This window comes from Polaromonas sp. (assembly GCF_036676035.1).
GTDB lineage: Bacteria > Pseudomonadota > Gammaproteobacteria > Burkholderiales > Burkholderiaceae_C > Polaromonas.
The window spans coordinates 1-17280 of sequence record NZ_JAKFDR010000119.1; the positions used below are offsets into that span (position 1 = coordinate 1).

The 17280-nt window shown below is 63.6% G+C and carries 19 protein-coding genes; 8 read left to right on the top strand and 11 right to left on the bottom strand.

Translation table 11 applies throughout. From position 1 onward, the window contains the following. The 5 genes from V6M61_RS18805 to V6M61_RS18825 form a co-directional block, all read left to right on the top strand. A partial coding sequence (locus V6M61_RS18805; RefSeq protein ID WP_332778125.1) for a SufD family Fe-S cluster assembly protein occupies positions 1-291 on the top strand: 291 nt, incomplete at its 5' end. Between the two features lie 8 nt (positions 292-299). Beyond that, complete coding sequence (locus V6M61_RS18810) at positions 300-1553, top strand: SufS family cysteine desulfurase (protein ID WP_442957812.1); 1254 nt, start codon at positions 300-302, stop codon at positions 1551-1553. Beyond that, entirely contained in the window at positions 1553-2002 is a 450-nt protein-coding gene (gene sufU, locus V6M61_RS18815; RefSeq protein WP_332778127.1) for a Fe-S cluster assembly sulfur transfer protein SufU, read from the top strand. The genes V6M61_RS18810 and sufU overlap by 1 nt, the downstream gene beginning before the upstream one ends. Before the next feature lie 5 nt (positions 2003-2007). Then, complete coding sequence (locus V6M61_RS18820; protein WP_332778128.1) at positions 2008-2394, top strand: SUF system Fe-S cluster assembly protein; 387 nt, start codon at positions 2008-2010, stop codon at positions 2392-2394. Continuing rightward, positions 2394-2714, top strand: a complete 321-nt coding sequence (locus V6M61_RS18825; protein WP_332778129.1) for a non-heme iron oxygenase ferredoxin subunit — start codon at positions 2394-2396, stop codon at positions 2712-2714. Before V6M61_RS18820 ends, V6M61_RS18825 begins: the two co-directional genes overlap by 1 nt. A 28-nt stretch (positions 2715-2742) precedes the next feature. On the opposite strand, the gene V6M61_RS18830 is transcribed toward V6M61_RS18825, so the two are convergent. From V6M61_RS18830 to V6M61_RS18880, 11 genes are all read right to left on the bottom strand, one after another. Beyond that, the gene (locus V6M61_RS18830) at positions 2743-3621 is read right to left on the bottom strand and encodes an alpha/beta fold hydrolase (RefSeq protein WP_332778130.1); all 879 of its coding nucleotides are present in this window, start codon (positions 3619-3621) and stop codon (positions 2743-2745) included. Beyond that, a complete protein-coding gene (locus V6M61_RS18835; RefSeq protein WP_332778131.1) occupies positions 3618-4691 on the bottom strand; it encodes a branched-chain amino acid ABC transporter permease in 1074 nt (357 codons plus the stop codon). The genes V6M61_RS18830 and V6M61_RS18835 overlap by 4 nt, the downstream gene beginning before the upstream one ends. Positions 4692-4718: 27 nt before the next feature. Continuing rightward, positions 4719-5696, bottom strand: a complete 978-nt coding sequence (locus V6M61_RS18840) for a branched-chain amino acid ABC transporter permease (RefSeq protein WP_332778132.1) — start codon at positions 5694-5696, stop codon at positions 4719-4721. Next, a complete protein-coding gene (locus tag V6M61_RS18845) occupies positions 5693-6418 on the bottom strand; it encodes an ABC transporter ATP-binding protein (protein ID WP_332778133.1) in 726 nt (241 codons plus the stop codon). The genes V6M61_RS18840 and V6M61_RS18845 overlap by 4 nt, the downstream gene beginning before the upstream one ends. Next, a complete protein-coding gene (locus V6M61_RS18850) occupies positions 6415-7263 on the bottom strand; it encodes an ABC transporter ATP-binding protein (RefSeq protein ID WP_332778134.1) in 849 nt (282 codons plus the stop codon). The genes V6M61_RS18845 and V6M61_RS18850 overlap by 4 nt, the downstream gene beginning before the upstream one ends. 91 nt (positions 7264-7354) lie before the next feature. Next, positions 7355-8545 (bottom strand): substrate-binding domain-containing protein, encoded by a 1191-nt coding sequence (locus tag V6M61_RS18855; RefSeq protein ID WP_332778135.1) that lies wholly within the window; start codon positions 8543-8545, stop codon positions 7355-7357. 154 nt (positions 8546-8699) lie between these two features. After that, on the bottom strand, positions 8700-10190 hold the full coding sequence (locus V6M61_RS18860; RefSeq protein WP_332778136.1) for a sigma-54 interaction domain-containing protein: 1491 nt from the start codon (positions 10188-10190) through the stop codon (positions 8700-8702). A 25-nt stretch (positions 10191-10215) separates the two neighbouring features. Beyond that, positions 10216-11229, bottom strand: coding sequence for a Bug family tripartite tricarboxylate transporter substrate binding protein (locus tag V6M61_RS18865; protein ID WP_332778137.1), 1014 nt, complete (start codon positions 11227-11229; stop codon positions 10216-10218). Continuing rightward, complete coding sequence (locus V6M61_RS18870; RefSeq protein ID WP_332778138.1) at positions 11223-12725, bottom strand: tripartite tricarboxylate transporter permease; 1503 nt, start codon at positions 12723-12725, stop codon at positions 11223-11225. Before V6M61_RS18870 ends, V6M61_RS18865 begins: the two co-directional genes overlap by 7 nt. Then, positions 12725-13234: a tripartite tricarboxylate transporter TctB family protein gene (locus V6M61_RS18875; RefSeq protein ID WP_332778139.1), complete on the bottom strand. Its 510-nt coding sequence runs from the start codon at positions 13232-13234 to the stop codon at positions 12725-12727. The genes V6M61_RS18870 and V6M61_RS18875 overlap by 1 nt, the downstream gene beginning before the upstream one ends. 160 nt (positions 13235-13394) lie before the next feature. After that, positions 13395-14354, bottom strand: coding sequence for a tripartite tricarboxylate transporter substrate binding protein (locus V6M61_RS18880; RefSeq protein ID WP_332778140.1), 960 nt, complete (start codon positions 14352-14354; stop codon positions 13395-13397). 119 nt (positions 14355-14473) lie between these two features. Between V6M61_RS18880 and V6M61_RS18885 the strand changes: the two genes are divergently transcribed. The 3 genes from V6M61_RS18885 to V6M61_RS18895 all read left to right on the top strand — a co-directional run bounded on the left by V6M61_RS18885 (position 14474) and on the right by V6M61_RS18895 (position 17051). Then, entirely contained in the window at positions 14474-15160 is a 687-nt protein-coding gene (locus V6M61_RS18885) for a response regulator transcription factor (RefSeq protein ID WP_332778141.1), read from the top strand. Positions 15161-15282: 122 nt separating this feature from the next. Next, positions 15283-16647 carry a sensor histidine kinase gene (locus V6M61_RS18890; RefSeq protein ID WP_442957813.1) on the top strand — a complete coding sequence of 455 codons (1365 nt, stop codon included), beginning with the start codon at positions 15283-15285 and terminating at the stop codon, positions 16645-16647. Next, positions 16647-17051, top strand: coding sequence for an RNA-binding S4 domain-containing protein (locus V6M61_RS18895; RefSeq protein WP_332778143.1), 405 nt, complete (start codon positions 16647-16649; stop codon positions 17049-17051). Before V6M61_RS18890 ends, V6M61_RS18895 begins: the two co-directional genes overlap by 1 nt. Positions 17052-17280 lie beyond the last annotated feature (229 nt).

Genomic DNA, 17280 nt, shown 5'->3' on the forward strand with positions numbered 1-17280 from the left:
ACCAACCGCAACCTGCTGCTGTCGGACAACGCCGAAGTCGATACCAAACCGCAACTGGAGATCTACGCCGACGACGTGAAATGCAGCCACGGCGCCACCGTCGGCCAGCTCGACCCCGAGCAGATCTTCTACCTGCGCTCGCGCGGCGTGGACGATGCGTCCGCGCGCGCGCTGCTCACCTTCGCCTTCGCCGAGGAAGTGATAGCCCGGGTGGGCATTGTGCCGCTGCGGGCGCGGCTGGAAAAGCTGCTGCTGGGGCGCCTGCCCGAGCGGGTGAAGGAACTGCTATGAACGCCGTGATGAACGAACTGACTGCACGCACCAGCGCGCCCCAGGCTGCACTGGCGGTGGCGCGGCTGCGGCAGGATTTCCCCATCCTGCGCCAGAGCGTGCACGGCAAGCCCCTGGTCTACCTGGACAACGCCGCCACCACCCAGAAGCCACAGTGCGTGATCGAGTGCGAGGCGCGCTACTACGCAGAACTGAACGCCAACATCCACCGCGGCGTGCACAGCCTGAGTCAGCAGGCGACCGAGGCCTTTGAGGCGGCGCGCGACACCGTGCAGCGCTTCATCAATGCGGAGCGCCGCGAGGAAATCGTGTTCGTGCGCGGCACCACCGAGGCGATCAACCTGGTGGCGGCGAGTTATGGGCAACGCCTGCGGCCCGGCGACGAGATCCTGATCACCGAGATGGAGCACCACTCCAACATCGTGCCGTGGCAGCTGCTGTGCGAGCGCACGGGCGCGGTGCTGCGCGTCGCCCCCATCGACGACGCCGGCGAGCTGCGCCTGGACGCGTTCGAGCACCTGCTGGGCCCGGCGACGCGCCTGGTCGCGCTCACACATCTGTCGAACGCGCTCGGCAGCATCAACCCGGTGCAGCACCTCGTCGCGCTCGCCCATGCGGCGGGGGCGGTGGTGCTGGTCGATGGCGCCCAAGCGGTGGCCCACCTGCCGGTCGACGTACAGGCGCTCGACTGCGATTTCTACGCCTTCTCCGGCCACAAGCTCTATGGCCCGACCGGCATCGGCGTGCTCTACGGCAAGGCGGCACTGCTGGACGCCATGCCGCCCTACCAGGGCGGCGGCGACATGATCCGCGAGGTCACCTTCGCCCGAACGACGTATAACGACCTGCCGTACAAGTTCGAGGCAGGCACCCCCCATATCGCGGGCGGCATCGTCCTGGGGGCGGCGATCGACTATGTGGGCACGGTGGGTTTGCCCGCCATCGCCGCCCACGAACACGCGCTGCTGGCGTACGCCACCGAACGGGCAGCCGGCATCGCCGGCCTGCGCCTCATCGGCACCGCCCGGGACAAGGCGAGCATCCTGTCGTTCACCGTGGAGGGCGTGCACCCGCACGATGTCGGCACCATCCTCGACGACGAGGGGGTGGCGGTGCGCGCCGGCCACCATTGCGCCATGCCGGTGATGGCGCACTTCGGCGTGCCCGCCACGGTGCGCGCCTCGTTCGCGCTCTACAACACGGTCGAGGAGGTGGATGTGCTGCTGCGCGCGATCCGCAGGGCGCAGGAGGTATTTGGCTGATGTCTGACTTGCGCGATCTCTACCAGGAGCTCATCGTCGACCACTACCGCCACCCGCACAATTTCGGGCCGCTGGCGGGGGCCAACCGCCGTGCCGAGGGTTTCAACCCGCTGTGCGGCGACCGGCTGACGCTTTACCTCAAGGTGGTGGACGGTGTGATCGAAGACGCCCGCTTCGAAGGCTCGGGCTGCGCTATTTCCACTGCCTCGGCGTCGCTGATGACCGACGCCCTCAAGGGCAAGACAGAGGCGCAAGTAGAGGCCCTGTTTGCCGGCTTTCACGCGCTGGTGGCGGGTGGCGGCGACTCGCCGCCAGTGGTTGCGCTGGGCAAGCTGGAGGTGCTGGCCGGCGTGCGCGAATTCCCGGTACGGGTGAAATGCGCCACCCTGGCCTGGCATACGCTGCAGGCGGCGCTGCACGAGGCCAGCCAGCCGGTTTCAACGGAGTGAATGCGATGAACATTTTCGAGTTGATACACCGGGCCAAGGAGGCCGTTGCCCCGCCTCCTGCTGCGCCGGCTGCCACGACCCCTGCCACGGGCTTGCAGGCGCAGGTGATCGAGGCCTTGCGAGGCGTGTTTGACCCGGAAATCCCGGTCAATATCTATGACCTCGGCCTCATCTATGGCCTGGATGTGGACGAGGCCCAGGGCAAGGTGCATATCCGCCTGACGCTGACCGCCCCCGGTTGCCCGGTGGCACAGACCTTTCCTGAGTTGGTCGGCAGTACCGTCGACGGAGTGCCCGGCGTCAACGAGGTCGAGGTCGAACTGGTGTGGGAGCCGCCCTGGTCCAAGGGCATGATGAGCGAGGCGGCGCGCCTGCAACTGGGGCTGCTGTGATGGCCGACTGGACCAACGTTGCCCCGGCCGACGGCTTTCCGCCCGGCACCTGCCGCACCGTGGACGTGGACGGCGTGCCCATCGCCGTGTTCAACGTCAACGGCCGCTACTACGCGATCGAGGATGTGTGCACCCACGAGGCCGAGACCCTGTCCGACGGCGAACAGCTGGACGACATCATCGTCTGTCCCCGCCACGGCGCGCAGTTCTCGCTGGTCACCGGCGAGGCGCTGTCGCCGCCGGCCTACGAGCCGGTGGCGACCTTCCCGGTGCGGGTCGAGGGCGGCATGGTGCAGGTGCAGGACGACCGCTTCGATTGACTCAAACATTGAAAACGCCTGACAAGACTCAGCGCACAGCATCGATGAACGCTGCCACCCGGTCCAGCTGGCCGGGCACATTGAGCGCGGGCGCGTGGCCGCAGCCGTCAACCTCCACCACCTGCGTCAAGCCCGAGGCACCCGGGCCGCGACGCATCATCTCGCGGGTGGTTTCACGCAGCACCAGATCGGAGTCCGCGCCGCGTAAACACAGCACCGGGATGTTGAGGACGTCGTAATGGTCCCAAATCAAATAGTCGTCGGGATGGCTGATGAATTGCTGCACCATGGCGGGGTCGTAGTGCGGTGTCACACGCCCGTCCGGCAAGCGGCGCGCGGAAGTTTCAGTCAAGCGCCGCCATTGCGCATCGCTCAACCAGCCGTAGGGCTTGTAAACCATGCGAAAGAAAGCTTCCAGTTCAAGCACGGTGTCAAAAGCCGGTGGGCTGCCCGCATAGGCGCGAATGCGGCCAATGGCGGCGTCTGCCAGCTGCGGCGCATTGTCGTTCAAGGTCAGACTCTGAATGCGGTTCTTCATGCCGGGCTGAAACAGGCCTGACGCGCAGACGGTTCCAATGGCGCCGCCCATGGATGTGCCCACCCAATGCGCCTTTTCAATCTTCAATTGATCAAACAGTGCCGCTGCAATGCGTGCATAAAACCGCAGACAGTACTCTTGCGCCGGCCGAGGGCTCCATTGGCTCAAGCCGCGCCCTATCGTATCCGGGCAAATCACGCGGTAACGGCTGCTCAGGTGTTCGGCCAGCTCATCCATGTCGCGCCCGGTGCGGGCCAGGCCATGCCAGGCAATGACGGTGCGCTCATGCTGTGCGCCCCACTCCGTGTAATGAATCTCGCGCCCGGCACAGGTCACATAGTGGGAAGCGCATGGTGAACGCAGACTCATGATTTTCCTCCTGCCGAACTGGCGCGCAAGCGCCCGACGACCCCGGTGGGAAAGTAGTAAACCGACAGCACGAAAAGAAGCCCGAGCCAAAGCAGCCAGCGGTCAGGCGACAACAGCGCGGCCAGCCAGGGCCAGCCTGCAGCGGCCTCGCTGCCCAGGCGCAGCAAATCCTGCAGGTAGCTCTGCGCCACCACGAACAGCACCGCCCCCACCGCCGCACCGTAAATCGTCCCCATGCCGCCTATCACCACGATCAGCAGCACATCCATCATGATTTCGAAGGACAGCGAGGTGTCCGGCCCGTTGTAGCGCAGCCAGAGCGCGAGCATGGCGCCGGAAGCGCAAGCAAACAGCGCCGAGAGAACGCTGGAGGTGGTGCGGTAGACCACCACGCGGTAACCAATGGCTTCGGCGCGGAATTCATTTTCACGAATGGCCTGCAGCACACGGCCAAACGGCGAGTTGACGATGCGCAGCAGCGCAAGCAGCAAGAGTGTCGCGGCCGCAAACAGCAGGTAGTAGCAGAGCAGCCGCCCGTCGAGGGCGACGCCCAGAAACGGGGTTTCCATCAACTCGAAACTGGGCGACAGCAGCTCGGGCACCTTGAAGGTCAGGCCGTCTTCACCGCCGGTGATGTCCGACAGCTGCGACGCCAGGGTCTGAAAGGCCGAGGCGACCGCCAGCGTGATCATGGCGAAAAAGATGGCCTTGACCCGCAGTGAAAAGAGGCCCACCACCAGCGCCAATGCAAACGACAGCGCCAGCGCGCCGGCCAGCCCGGCGACCAGCGCCTCCCAGGTGGCACCCAGGCGCGTGCTGGCCACGGCGATGCCGTAGGCGCCAATGCCGAAGAACATGGTGTGGGCAAAGCTCACGATGCCGGTGTAGCCCAGCAGCAAGTCAAAGCTGGCCACCAGCACCACGAAGACCAGAATCTTGGCCGCCACATTGAGCGCCTTGACACCCGGGAAAATAAAGGGTGCAAAGGCCAGCCCCAGCAGCAGGACCAGCAGCACCACGGCCAGCACACGGCTGCGCGGAAAGTCATTGGACAGAAGTCTTTTCAGCATGGGAGAGCCCGAACGGATGGAAGGTGTTCATCGGTTGGCCACGGGGTAGACCCCCTGTGGACGCCACAACAGCACCGCGGCCATCAGTGCAATGTTGGAAAACAGCGCCACCTTGGGCGCCAGAAAGCCGGTGTAGTTGGCCATCAGCCCGACCAGCAGCGCACCCATCAATGCACCGCCGGTTGACCCCAGCCCGCCGATGATGATGACGATAAAGATCAGCACATTGACCTGCGCGCCCATTTGCGGCACCAGATTTTGCTGGTACAGCCCCCACATCACGCCGCCCAGGCCCGCCAGCGCGCTGCCGACGACAAACACACCGACAAACAGGCGCCTGATGCGGTAGCCCAGCGACTCGACCATTTCGCGGTCCTGCACCCCGGCGCGAATCAAGAGGCCAATCTTGGTGCGGCTCAAAGTCCAGGCCAGCAGGCCAAACACCACCAGCCCCACCACCACTGCGATGAGCCGGTACTTTTCAATCGCGGCATCGCCCACCAGCAGGGAACCCCGCATCGCCTGCGGCAGCGGCAGCGGAATCTGCTGCGGGCCCCAGATGACCTTGATGAGCTCTTCGCCAATGATCATGCCGCCCATGGTGATCAATATCTGCTTGAGGTGCTGGCCATACACCGGCCGCACAATGAAGCGCTCAAATGCCAGGCCGATGGCCCCCGAGACCAACATGGCCACCAGCATGGCAGGCAGCACCGCCGCCACGTTGCGCCACAGGTCCTGCGAGCCGGTCCAGTCTGCCATGCTGCCCAGCACGCTGGCCGCCACAAAGGCGCCCAGCGCGATGAACACGCCATGGCCAAAATTCAGCACGTCCATCAGGCCAAACACCAGCGTGAGGCCCGAAGCAATGATGAAGATGATCATGCCCATAGCCAGGCCGGCCACCGTCAGCGTCAGCCAGGTCGAGCCAGAGCCAATCAGGGGCAGCACCAGCAGCGCGAGCAGCGGTACCAGCGCCAGTGGTTTCCAGTCAAAGTCTTTCATAGTGCCAACCCCAGCAGCGACTGCTGCAAACCCTCGTCCTCGGCCAGTTGCTTCATCGTTCCGGCATGCACGACCACGCCGTTGTCCATCACGGCCACGCTGTCGCCCAGGCGTTTGGCGAAGTTGATGTTCTGCTCCACCAGCAGGATGGTCACGCCGCTGGCTTTGAGCTGCGCAAAGGCGTCGATCATGTTGTTGATGATGGCTGGCGCCAGGCCCTTGCTGGGCTCATCGACGATCAGCAGCTCGCGCGGCTCGACGATGGCGCGCGAGACCGCCAACATCTGCTTTTGCCCGCCCGACAGCTTGCCGGCCGGGTGGTTCCAGAATTTCTCGACCGCGGGGAACAGCGAGAAAATCCATTTCAGGCGCGCCTCATCCATCTGGCTGGCACGCTTGGCGTTGCGTGCCGCCAGCAGCATGTTTTCCTTGACCGTGAGGTCGGCAAAGATGCCCATGTTCTCGGGCACGTAGGCGACGTTGAGTTCGGCAATCTGCGGCGTATGGAGCGCCGTGATGTCTTTTCCATCGAACGTGATGCGGCCTTGCGACGCATGCCACAGGCCCATGATGGTGCGCAGCGTCGTGGTCTTGCCCGCACCATTGCGGCCCAGCAGCATGGTCAGCTGGCCGCGCGGAATCTTGAGGTCCACGCCATGAAGGATGTGATAAGCCCCGATGTGGGTGTGCACACCCGACAGGGTCAGAAGATTCGCGCTCATGCCTGGCCTCCCGTCCGTTCGGGCTGAGCCTGTCGAAGCCAGTCCTGAGCAAGGTCGAAGGGCCCTTCGACAAGCTCAGGGCGAACGGGGTCGCGAGCCACACCAAGGTAAGCCTCTTGGACAATCGGCGAGGCAATCACCTCGGCCGGCTCGCCATCGGCCACCAGCGTGCCGTTGTGCAGCACGATGATGCGGTCGGCGAGCTCACGCACCACGTCCATCTTGTGCTCCACCAGCAGAATGGTTTTTCGCTTGTCCTGCTTGAGCTGGCGAATCAGGTTGAGAATGACCGGTGCTTCGTCGGTGCTCATGCCGGCCGTCGGTTCGTCAAACATGAAAACCTGCGACTCCAGCGCCATCAGCAAGGCAACCTCGAGCTTTCGCTGGTCACCGTGCGGCAGGCTGGCGACCGGCATATGCTGTTTGTCAGTCATCGCAACCGTTGCCAGAATCTCATGGGCCCGCTGTGTGAGCGCCTGGTGATCGCTCCAGATGCTCCACAGATTCAAACCATGCCGGTGCGGCCCCTGGCGCGTCGCCTGCACCGCCAGGCGCACGTTTTCCAGCACTGAAAGATTGGGAAACAGGTTGGTCAGCTGGAACGCCCGGCCCAGGCCGGCACGCGTACGGGCCGAGGCGCTCAGGCTGGAAAGATCGTGCCCGTTGAGCAGGACCGAGCCACTGCTGGCCTCGAGCTGCCCAGAAATCAGGTTGAAATAAGTCGTCTTGCCCGCGCCATTGGGGCCGACGATGGCAGTCAGCGTGCCCGGTGCAAACGTGCAGCTGACAGCGTTGACCGCCACGTGCCCGCCGAAGCGGACCGTGAGTTCTTTGGTTTGAAGCATGGAGGATTCCCGTCAGTGCGACAGGTTTATCCGTTCACCCTGAGCTTGCCTGCGGGCTTCGACAAGCTCAGCCTGAACGGAGGTTGCGAAACTACCGCTTGTTGCGAATAGGGACCTGCATTTCGTCAGCTTTAATTTCGCGCACGAGTTCAGGAACGCCCCAGGCAAACGCCGGGTCCACCTTGATCTTGAAGTGGTACATGTTCTGCATGGCCTGGTGGTCTTCCTTGCGGAAAGTCATCCGGCCTTTGGGCGTCTCAAAGCTCATGCCTTCCATGGTCTTGATCAGGGTGTTGGCGCTGGCGTCGCCCTTGCTGTTTTTGAGCGCCGTCACCACCGCCATCGCGGCCGAAAAGCCACCGGCGGTGAAAAAGTCCGGCGGCGCCTTGAACTGGTTGTAATGGCGCGAGACCATGGCCTCGTTCACCGGATTTTTCGGGATGCCAAAGTAGTAGTAGCTGGCCCCCTCCATGCCCGGGAAACTCTTGAAGCTGGCCATGGCCGGCAGGATGTTGCCCCCCGTGGCTATTTCGATGCCATAGCGCTTGAGGTCCAGGTCGGCAATCTTGAAAGGGTTGCCCGCGCCTGCCCACAGGATGAAGATGATTTTGCGGCCCGGCTGGTCCTTGAGCTTGTCAATCAAACGCTGCGCGCCCGCCGTGAAGTCGGTGGTGCTGGTCGGCAGGTATTCCTCGTGAACCAGTTTGGCTTTTTTGATCGAGTCCTTGAAGGCCTTGACGCCGTCACGGCCAAAGGCATAGTCCTGCGCCAGCGTGGCGATGGTCACGCCCGATTTGTCGAGCGCCACGGCGTTCGAGATGGCGTCCTGCGAGCTGTTGCGGCCGGTGCGGAAGATGTACCTGTTCCATTTGTCGCCGGTGATGGAATCCGCCACGGCGGGCTCGACCAGCAGGATTTTTTTGTACTCTTCAGCCACCGGCAGCATGGCCAGCGCCACCCCTGACGAGCTGGGGCCGACAGCCAGATCGGCCTTGTCATCCGAGTAGGCGGCGGCCAGCAGCGACTTGCCCAGATCCGGCTTGCCCTGATCGTCTTTTTCAATCACCACCAGTTTTTTGCCTGCCACGGCCATGGTGCCGCCGGTCGCGTAATCCAGGCCCATCATGAAACCCACAGCGGTTTGCTTGCCATAGGCCTCCAGCGGCCCGGTCTTGCTGTAAACGTGGGCAATCCGGATTTCGCCAGACTGGCTCAGGGCGGAAGGGGAAGCAAATACAGCGCTGGCCAGCGCGGCCAGTGCAATCAGGGTGCGACGGTACATGAATGTCTCCTAGTTATGAGCTTGCCTGCACCAATACAGCACAGGGCATGCCAGCTTCCAACGCTTTGATTCATATGGGATTTTTCCCAAAGACACCTAGGACTGTCTATTTTCAAGACATTCAAATGCCTTAAATTCATACACTGTATTTATTTCAGACATTTCCACCCAATCGCTCATACAGGGTTGCACGCGAGATCCCCAGCAGGCGCGCAGCCGCCTGCTTGTTGCCTTGCGTGGCCTGCAAGGCGGCGGTGATGGCTCGCTGCTCCAGTTCGGCGACCTGCTCGGCCAGCGGGCGGATGGCAGCGGAGGTGTGGACATGAAGGCCGTCTTCGTGAAATCCGTTCAGTGCACCCCCGGCAAGCTGCTCGGAGCCCGCCTCACGCAATACCGCCAGCAGTTGCGCCCGAGGGATATGCGGCGAATCGCTGCGCATGGCTGCCTGCTCCAGCACGTTGCGCAACTCACGGATATTGCCCCGCCAGGTCTGGGCCGACAGCAAGGCCAGGCCTTCAGCCGACAGCTCAGGCTGGGCGCCGCCGCTGCGCAAGGCCATGTCTTCGCCCAGCACCTCCACCAGCGCCGGGATATCGCTGCGCCGCTCGCGCAGGGGCGGCACCCGGATCGGCAGCACATTGAGCCGGTAGTACAAGTCCTCGCGAAACCGGCCTTCGCGCACCAGCGCCGCGAGGTCGCGCGAGGTGGCGGCGATCACCCGGGCATCAAAAGACTGCAGCCGGTTGGAGCCCAGCGGCTCAATCTCGCCCTCCTGCAGGGCACGCAGCAGCTTGGCCTGCAGACCCTGGGGCATGTCCCCTATTTCATCGAGAAACAGGGTGCCGCCGTCAGCAAGCTTGAACTTGCCCTCGCGGCCCTTGCGGTCGGCGCCGGTGTAGGCGCCCGGGGCCACGCCAAAAAACTCGGCTTCCAGCAACGTGTCGGGCACGGCGGCAATGTTCACACTGACGAAGGGGCCGCGCGCCCGGGCTGACGATGCATGGATGGCATGGGCCAGCAGTTCCTTGCCGGTGCCGGTTTCGCCGAGCAGCAACACCGGGCTCAAGGACTGGGCCGCACGCCGGGCCTGGCGCTTGACCTCCACCGCGGCCGGGCTGGTGCCGACGAAACTGGCAAAGGTGTATTTGGACTGGCGCTGCCCCAGGCGCTGGCTGGCCAGCTCGCGGCGCGCATCGTCCAGATCGCGCTGCAGCAGGGCAAACTTGCTGATCAGCGGCTGCAGCGTGGTCTCGGGGTGGTCAAACAGCACGATGCCAATGGCCCCGATGACCCGGCCATCCCGCTCATCACGCAAGGGGATGCGGCTGACCACAAAGGTGCCCGCCTGGTTGGTCAGCAGGTCAATCAGGAAGGGTTCGCCGGTCTCCAGCACGCGCCGCATCTGGGTGTTGGGAATGACTTCTTCGACCATGTGCCCGACAAACTGGTCCACCGAAGAAAAGCCGAGCGCGGGCAGAAACCGCTTGTAGCCCTCGTTGACCCAGACGATGCGCCCCGTGCGATCCACCAGGAACATGCCCTGGCTGATGCTGGAGAACAAATGAAACATCGAGCGTGCCGCCAGCTCGAGGATGCCCTGGGCATCCAGCGGAAGACCCGGCGGCAGGCTGTCTGTCTTTTTCATGCGCAGATATTACCGCGCAGTCCGCTCAGGCCTTGAGCTTGAGCAGGTGCACCATCACGCGAGCGGTTGTCATGTCAAAGTCGATGAAGCTGTTGAAGTTCGAACCCGAAAGCCACGAAGCCTCCCAGCGGTTCTGCTTGAGGACTTTCAGCCACGACTCATGGCTGGTCGCCTGCTTGACCGCTTCGACCATCTCGGCCTGCCGGGCTGCCGAGACGCCCTGGCCGGTGAACACACCGCGCCAGTTGGCCATGTCCACATCCACGCCCTGCTCGCGAATGGACGGAATGCCAAACACGGGGCGCTTGGACGACACGCCAATAGCCCGCAGCTTGCCGCTGCTCAGCTGCTCGCTGAATTCGCTGTAGCCAGAAACGCCGGCCACGGCCTTGCCCGTCAGCACGGCCTGCACCACTTCAGCACCACCGGCGAAAGGCAGGTACACCAGGTCTTCAGGCTTGCTGCGGGAGCCGCGCGCAAACACGCCGGCAAACATGTGGTCCACACCACCGGCTGAACCGCCAGCCACCGGCACATCCTTCGGGCTGGCGCGCATGCGCGCCGCCAGATCGCTGATGGTGCGAATCGGCGAGTCAGCAGCCACCACCACGACCAGGTAGTCGCTGGTCAGGCGCGCCACCGGCTGGATGCGCGTCATGTCGACTGCGGGTTTTTGCAGGGCCACGGCGCCGACCATGACCATGCCGCCCATCAGCAGGGTGTTGGGGTCATTGCTGTACTTTTCAGCGTAGTAAGCCAGCCCGATGGTGCCGCCCTTGCCGCCCTTGTTTTCATACTCAATATCGTCCACAACGCCAGCGGCCACCAGCGAGGCGCCCAGGGCGCGTCCGGTCTGATCCCAACCACCGCCGGGATTGGCCGGTATGACCAGCCGCAGTTTTTGCGCCAGCCTGGCAACCGGTTTGCCCTTGGCGGCCGGGGCCGCTTTGGAAGCCTGTGCCCAGGAAGGTGCGGCCAGGCTGCTTAAAGCAACCGCCCCCAGACCGCCCAGCATTTCACGTCGCTTGAGTTTCACCATGGCCGTTCAACCTTTCGTCTTGCAAAAAGCCGGAACAAGCGTGGCAATGCAAGCACCGCCAGCACAAGCACCAGCAGGGACAGCGACATGGGCCGCTGCAGGAAAACCATCGGGCTGCCCTCGCCTATCGATATCGCATTGCGCAGCTGCGCCTCTGCCAGGGGGCCCAGAATCATGCCGACGATGACAGGGGCGGTCGGAAAATCAAAACGGCGCATCAGCACACCGAGCACGCCAATGACATACAGCAGCACCAGGTCGAACGCGCTCTGGCGCATGCCGTAGACGCCCACGGTGGCAAAAATCAGGATGCCGGCGTAAAGATACGCCTTGGGAATCTTGAGCAGCTTGACCCACAGGCCCACCAGCGGCAGATTGAGCACCAGCAGCATGACGTTGCCGATGTAGAGCGAAGCAATCAATGCCCACACCAGCGCCGACGAGGAGCTAAAGAGTTGCGGGCCCGGCTGAATGCCGTAGTTCTGGAAAGCCCCCAGCAAAATGGCCGTGGTGTTGGACGTGGGAATGCCCAGTGTGAGCAGCGGGATCATGGCAGCCGTCACCGTCGCATTGTTGGCCGCTTCAGGCCCGGCCACGCCTTCAATGGCGCCCTTCGTGCCGAACTCGCTTTTGTCCTTGGCCAGTTTCTTTTCTGTGGCGTAGCTCAAAAACGTGGGGATCTCGGTGCCGCCGGCCGGAATGCAGCCAAACGGCATGCCGATGGCGGTGCCCCGCAGCCAGGCCGGAATGGAGCGGCGCCAGTCTTTTTTGGTCATGTAGACCCTGCTCATCCTGTTCTGCGTGTCGACGACCTTGCCTTCGTAGAGCACGGCATACAAGGCCTCGGCCACGGCAAAAAGACCCACGGCCACCAGCACGATCTCGATGCCATCGAGCAACTCGGGCACGCCACCGGTGTAGCGGGCCTGGCCGGAAATCTGGTCCAGGCCAATCAGGCCGGCCGCCAGCCCGATAAACAGCGCAGTCAAGCCGCGCAGGGTGCTTTTGCCCAGCACCGCACTGACGGTGGTAAAGGCCAGCAGCATCAGCATGAAGTATTCGGGCGGGCCGAGCTTGACGGCAAAGTCAGCCACGATGGGCGCAAACAGCGTGACCAGCACGGTGGCAATGCTGCCCGCGACAAACGAGCCGATGGCCGCCGTCGCCAGCGCCGCACCTGCGCGCCCGCTCTTGGCCATCTTGTTGCCTTCCATCGCCGTCACCATGCTGGCCGTTTCTCCCGGCGTGTTCAGCAAAATGGAGGTGGTGGAGCCGCCGTACATGGCGCCGTAGTAAATGCCGGCAAAAAAGATCATTGAGGCCGTGGCTTCGACCTTGACCGTGATCGGCAGCAGCATGGCTACTGCCACGGCGGGGCCAATGCCGGGGAGCACACCGACGGCGGTGCCGAGGGCGCAGCCGACAAAACACCACAGCAAATTGATGGGTGTCGCCGCAGTGATGAAGCCGTGGAGAAGCAGATTCCAGATTTCCATTACAGCCATCCTGTTGAGGTCAGTCCTGGCAGATTGATGGCCAGAAATTGGGTAAACGTCCAGTACACAGGCGCAGAAATCAGCAGGCCAATCATGGTGTTCTTGAGCCAGCGCTGGGGGTTCAGGTCGGGTTTGCCTTCAGCACCATGCAAGCCCTGCACCGCCAGCACAAAGCACAGCGTGCAGCTCAGAATGAAACCGATGGTGGTGATCAAGGCGGCATTGACCAGCAAGCCGGCCGAAACCCAGGCAAAGCCCGACCAGTAGCCGCGGACATCACCCGTGGGCGCATCCATGGAACGAAAACCGCCGGAGCGCGCTTCCCACAGGATGAAACCGCCGCACACCAGCAAGGCCAGAGCGACAAGCCAGGGTAAAAAATTCGGACCCACACCGGAATATCCGGTATTGGCGGGGATGCTGACGGCGCCCGCCGCCAGGCCCAGGCCCAGCAGCAGTACGCCTGCACCTATCGATGTCTGAAAAAGGGAGGGAGGTTGTTGTGTCATTTTTTGCCTCACGGGCATCAGCCGGGAGATGCCGGCGTCACAAATGTCTGAACTGTCAGCTCTTATGTCAGCTCTTGCCGGCTAACTTTGATTCAAAAAGATGGGGAACGCCAAAGCGCAGGCCACGCCGCGATGCGGCGTGGCCTGCGCCACTGGGGGTTTAGATCATGCCGGACTTGACCATGGTCGCGCGCAGGCTGGCAAAGTCGTCATCGACGAATTTGTCAAACGCGGCGCCCGTGAGCACGGCGGGTGTCCAGTTGTTCTTCTCGGAAGATTCCGTCCAGACTTTGGATTTGAGCGCCTTGAGCACCATCTCGGTCAGGACCTTGCGCTGCTCGGCCGTGATGCCGGGGGCGCCATAGACACCGCGCCAGTTGCCGATGACCACATTGATGCCCTGCTCCTTGAGCGTGGGGATGTTCACGCCCGACAGACGCTTCTCGGACGTGACGGCCAGACCTCTCATCTTGCCGGCCGCGATGTACTCGGCAAACTCGCTGTAGCCGCTGCCGCCCACCGTGACGTTGCCGCCCAGAATGGCGGCGGTGGCTTCGCCGCCCCCACGGAAGGCCACATAGTTGATTTTGGCCGGGTCGACGCCGGCTTCACGCGCGATCATGGCCGCTGCAATGTGCTCGGTGGAGCCGCGCGAGCCGCCGCCCCACTTCACGCTGCCGGGGTCTTTCTTGAGCTGCTCGATCACGTCCTTCATCGACTTGAATGGCGAGTTGGCGGGCAGCACGAACACGTTGTACTCGCTGGTCAGGCGCGCAATCGGCGTGGCCTGCGACAAGCTGACCGGCGGCTTGCCGGTGATGATGCCGCCCAGCATGACGGCGCCCATGACCATCAGCGCGTTCGGGTCGCCCTTGCTGCCATTGACAAACTGGGCCAGGCCCAGTGCGCCTGCGGCGCCGCCCTTGTTTTCATAGGTCACGGTAGCAGCCGCGCCGGAATCCATCAGGGCCTTGCCCAGCGCGCGGCCGGTGGTGTCCCAGCCGCCACCGGGGTTGGCTGGAATCATCATCTTGACATTGGCGGCCGCCAGGGCCGACAGGGGGAAAGCGCCCGCAGCAGCCATGGCCGCCATGGATTTCAGAAAGGTATCACGACGCATAAGAGTCTCCTTGATTGGTAGTGTTGATGAACAACCCGCCCATCATGCGCGCCGTGGCTGTCAAATGGCTGTCCAAAAGCATTAGGGAAAGTGCTAACGTCCGGTCCATGGCCCCGAACATGAAATTACTGCTGATTGAAGACGATCCCTCCATGCAGGCCGCCTTGCAGCGCGCCTTGAGCCGGCGCGGCATGGAAGTCCAGGGCTGTACCGATGGCAAGCTGGCACTGGAACAATGGCTGGCGTCGACGCCCGATGTGGTGGTGCTCGACCTGACCCTGCCCGGCCTGGACGGCCTGCAGGTGCTGGAGCAGGCACGCCGCCGGGGCCTGGCCACGCCGGTACTCATCCTGACGGCACGCGGCACGGTGGGCGACCGCATCATGGGCCTGAACACGGGCGCCGACGACTACCTGCCAAAACCCTTTGACCTGGACGAGCTGGAAGCGCGGCTGCGCGCCCTGAGCCGGCGCAGACCCAGCGCCGGCGCCGAGACCGACACCAGCACGACGCCCCAGTGGGTCGGCGGTTTGCGCTATGAAAAAGACAGCGGAGCGATTTACCACCGCGACCAGGTGCTGGAGTTGACGCCGCGTGAGCTGGCCCTGCTGCAAGCGTTGATCGCCAAGCCGGGCCATGCCGTCTCCAAGGAGCGCCTGTTCGAACTGGTGTTTCCGGGGGAAGCCGATGTCCAGTACGAGGCGGTGGAAGTGGTGGTCTACCGGCTGCGCAAAAAACTGGCCCATACCGGCGTGAGCCTGATGACCTTGCGCGGCCTGGGCTATTTGCTGAAGGTGGATGCGTGAGGGCCAGTGAACGCGGTGCAGGGCCGCCCCAAGCAAGTTCAGCCCCCTCGGGGGGCAGCGAAGTACACGCAGTGACAAGCGTGGGGGCCACATCGTTACGCAGATACCTGCTCGTAGGCATCCTGCTTCCCGTGGGTCTGCTGATCGTGGTCAATACCGTGAGCCTGTACCGGCAGGCGCTCAATGCCGTCAACATCGCCTACGACCGGACCTTGCTGGCTTCGGCCAAATCGATCGGCGAGGAGCTGGACGTGGTCGGCTACGACGAGCTGTCCGAACTGCGCGTGACCGTTCCCTATGCCGCGCTGGAAGCCTTTGAAGCGGACAACCAGAGCCGGATTTTCTACAGGGTCTCCAGCCTCAAGGGAGAAATGGTGTCGGGTTTTGGCGAGCTGCCGTTCTGGCGGGGCCGCATACCCACCCGCAGTGCCTACGCCGCGCTGGTTGACTTTTACGACGATAGCTTCCGCGGTGAAGCGGTACGGGTGGCGGTGCTGCTGCAACCCGTCGTCAGCGCCCAAGGCCGGGCCATGGCCGTGATCCAGGTGGCTGAAACGCTGGAGTTGCGCCAGACACTGGCGCGCAAGATCCTCTTTGACACGCTGTGGCGACAGGCTCTTCTGGTTGCGGTGATTGCACTGGTGGCCGTGGTGGTGGTGCAGCGCGCCACGCGCCCGGTGCGCCGGCTCAGCGCCGAGCTGCAGGCCCGGCCCGAAGGGGATCTCACCCCCATCGCCGCACCGGATGCGCCGCGCGAGCTGCTGCCGCTGGTTGACGCCACCAACCAGGTCATGGCACGGCTGCAGCACCTGCTGGACCACCAGAAACGCTTTGTGCGCGACGCCTCGCACCAACTGCGCACACCGCTGGCCGTGCTCAAGACACAAGTTCAGTCGGCCTTGCGCGGCGACATGGAGCCCCGCGAAGCCCTCGTTGAAATCAACCAGACGGTGGCCCGCGCCACCCTGCTGGCCAACCAGATGCTGGCGCTGGCCAAGGTGGAGCAGTTGCGCCAGCAGGCCGATCTCCAGGCAATTGACCTGGCGCAGGTCGTGCGTTCGGTGGCGCTCGACGTATCCCCCCTGATCGCCGAGAAAGACATCGACTTCGAGATTCAAACCGTGGCGGCCCCCGTCAGAGCCCACGAATGGATGCTCGGGGAGCTGACCCGCAACCTGCTGCACAACGCGATCAAGCACTCCCCCACCGGCGGCACGCTGGCGGTACGCATCGTGCGGGACGCCCGGCATGTGGCCCTGACCATCAGCGACAGCGGCCCCGGCATCACCGGCGAGTTGAGCGACCGCCTTTTCCAGCCCTTTTCGGCCGGCAACGTCCGCCATGGCTCCGGGCTGGGGCTGGCGATTTGCCGTGAAATCACCCAGGCGCTGGATGGCAGCATCTCGCTGGACAACCGGCAAGACCATGGGCACATCGCGGGTCTGGATGCCACAGTCCGGCTGCCGCTGGTTCAGAATATGGGTTGATGGATAAATTACGCATCGACAAGTGGCTGTGGGCCACCCGTTTTTACAAAACCCGATCGCTCGCTGCCGACGAGATTGACAGGGGCCGCGTCCGGATCAACGACCAGGAGGCCAAGCCTGCCCGCGAAGTCAAAGCCGGCGACATGGTCGCCATACGGCAAGGCGCCGTGACGCGCACGGTCCGCGTGCTGGCCGTGAGCAAGCAGCGCGGCTCAGCCCCGGTGGCGCAACAGCTTTATGAAGAAACCGCCGACAGCCTGCGTGCAAGGGCGCTGGCGGCCGAACAGCGCCGCTTTGCCAATGAGCCCGCCAGCAGCATTGAGCACGGCCGCCCGACCAAGCGCGACCGCCGCGACATGGACAAAGCTTGGGGCAGCCGCTGGAGTGCGTCGGTAGATCAGTAATCCGCTACGGTTTTAATAGCTGCTTGCGCCCGCTTTTATTGGGCCAAAGGTCAATTTGAGTCAACACTCTGACGATTCAAGCCATCAGGCCGTCGCATAAGCCCGTTGCGCCAGCGCCCGTGCCAGCAAGGCCGCCGGGTCCACCAGCTCCAGTTCATCCATCTCTGGAACGGCGCTGAGCGCCAGCGGAATTTCCGTACACCCCAGCACCAGCGTTGACAGCCCGTGC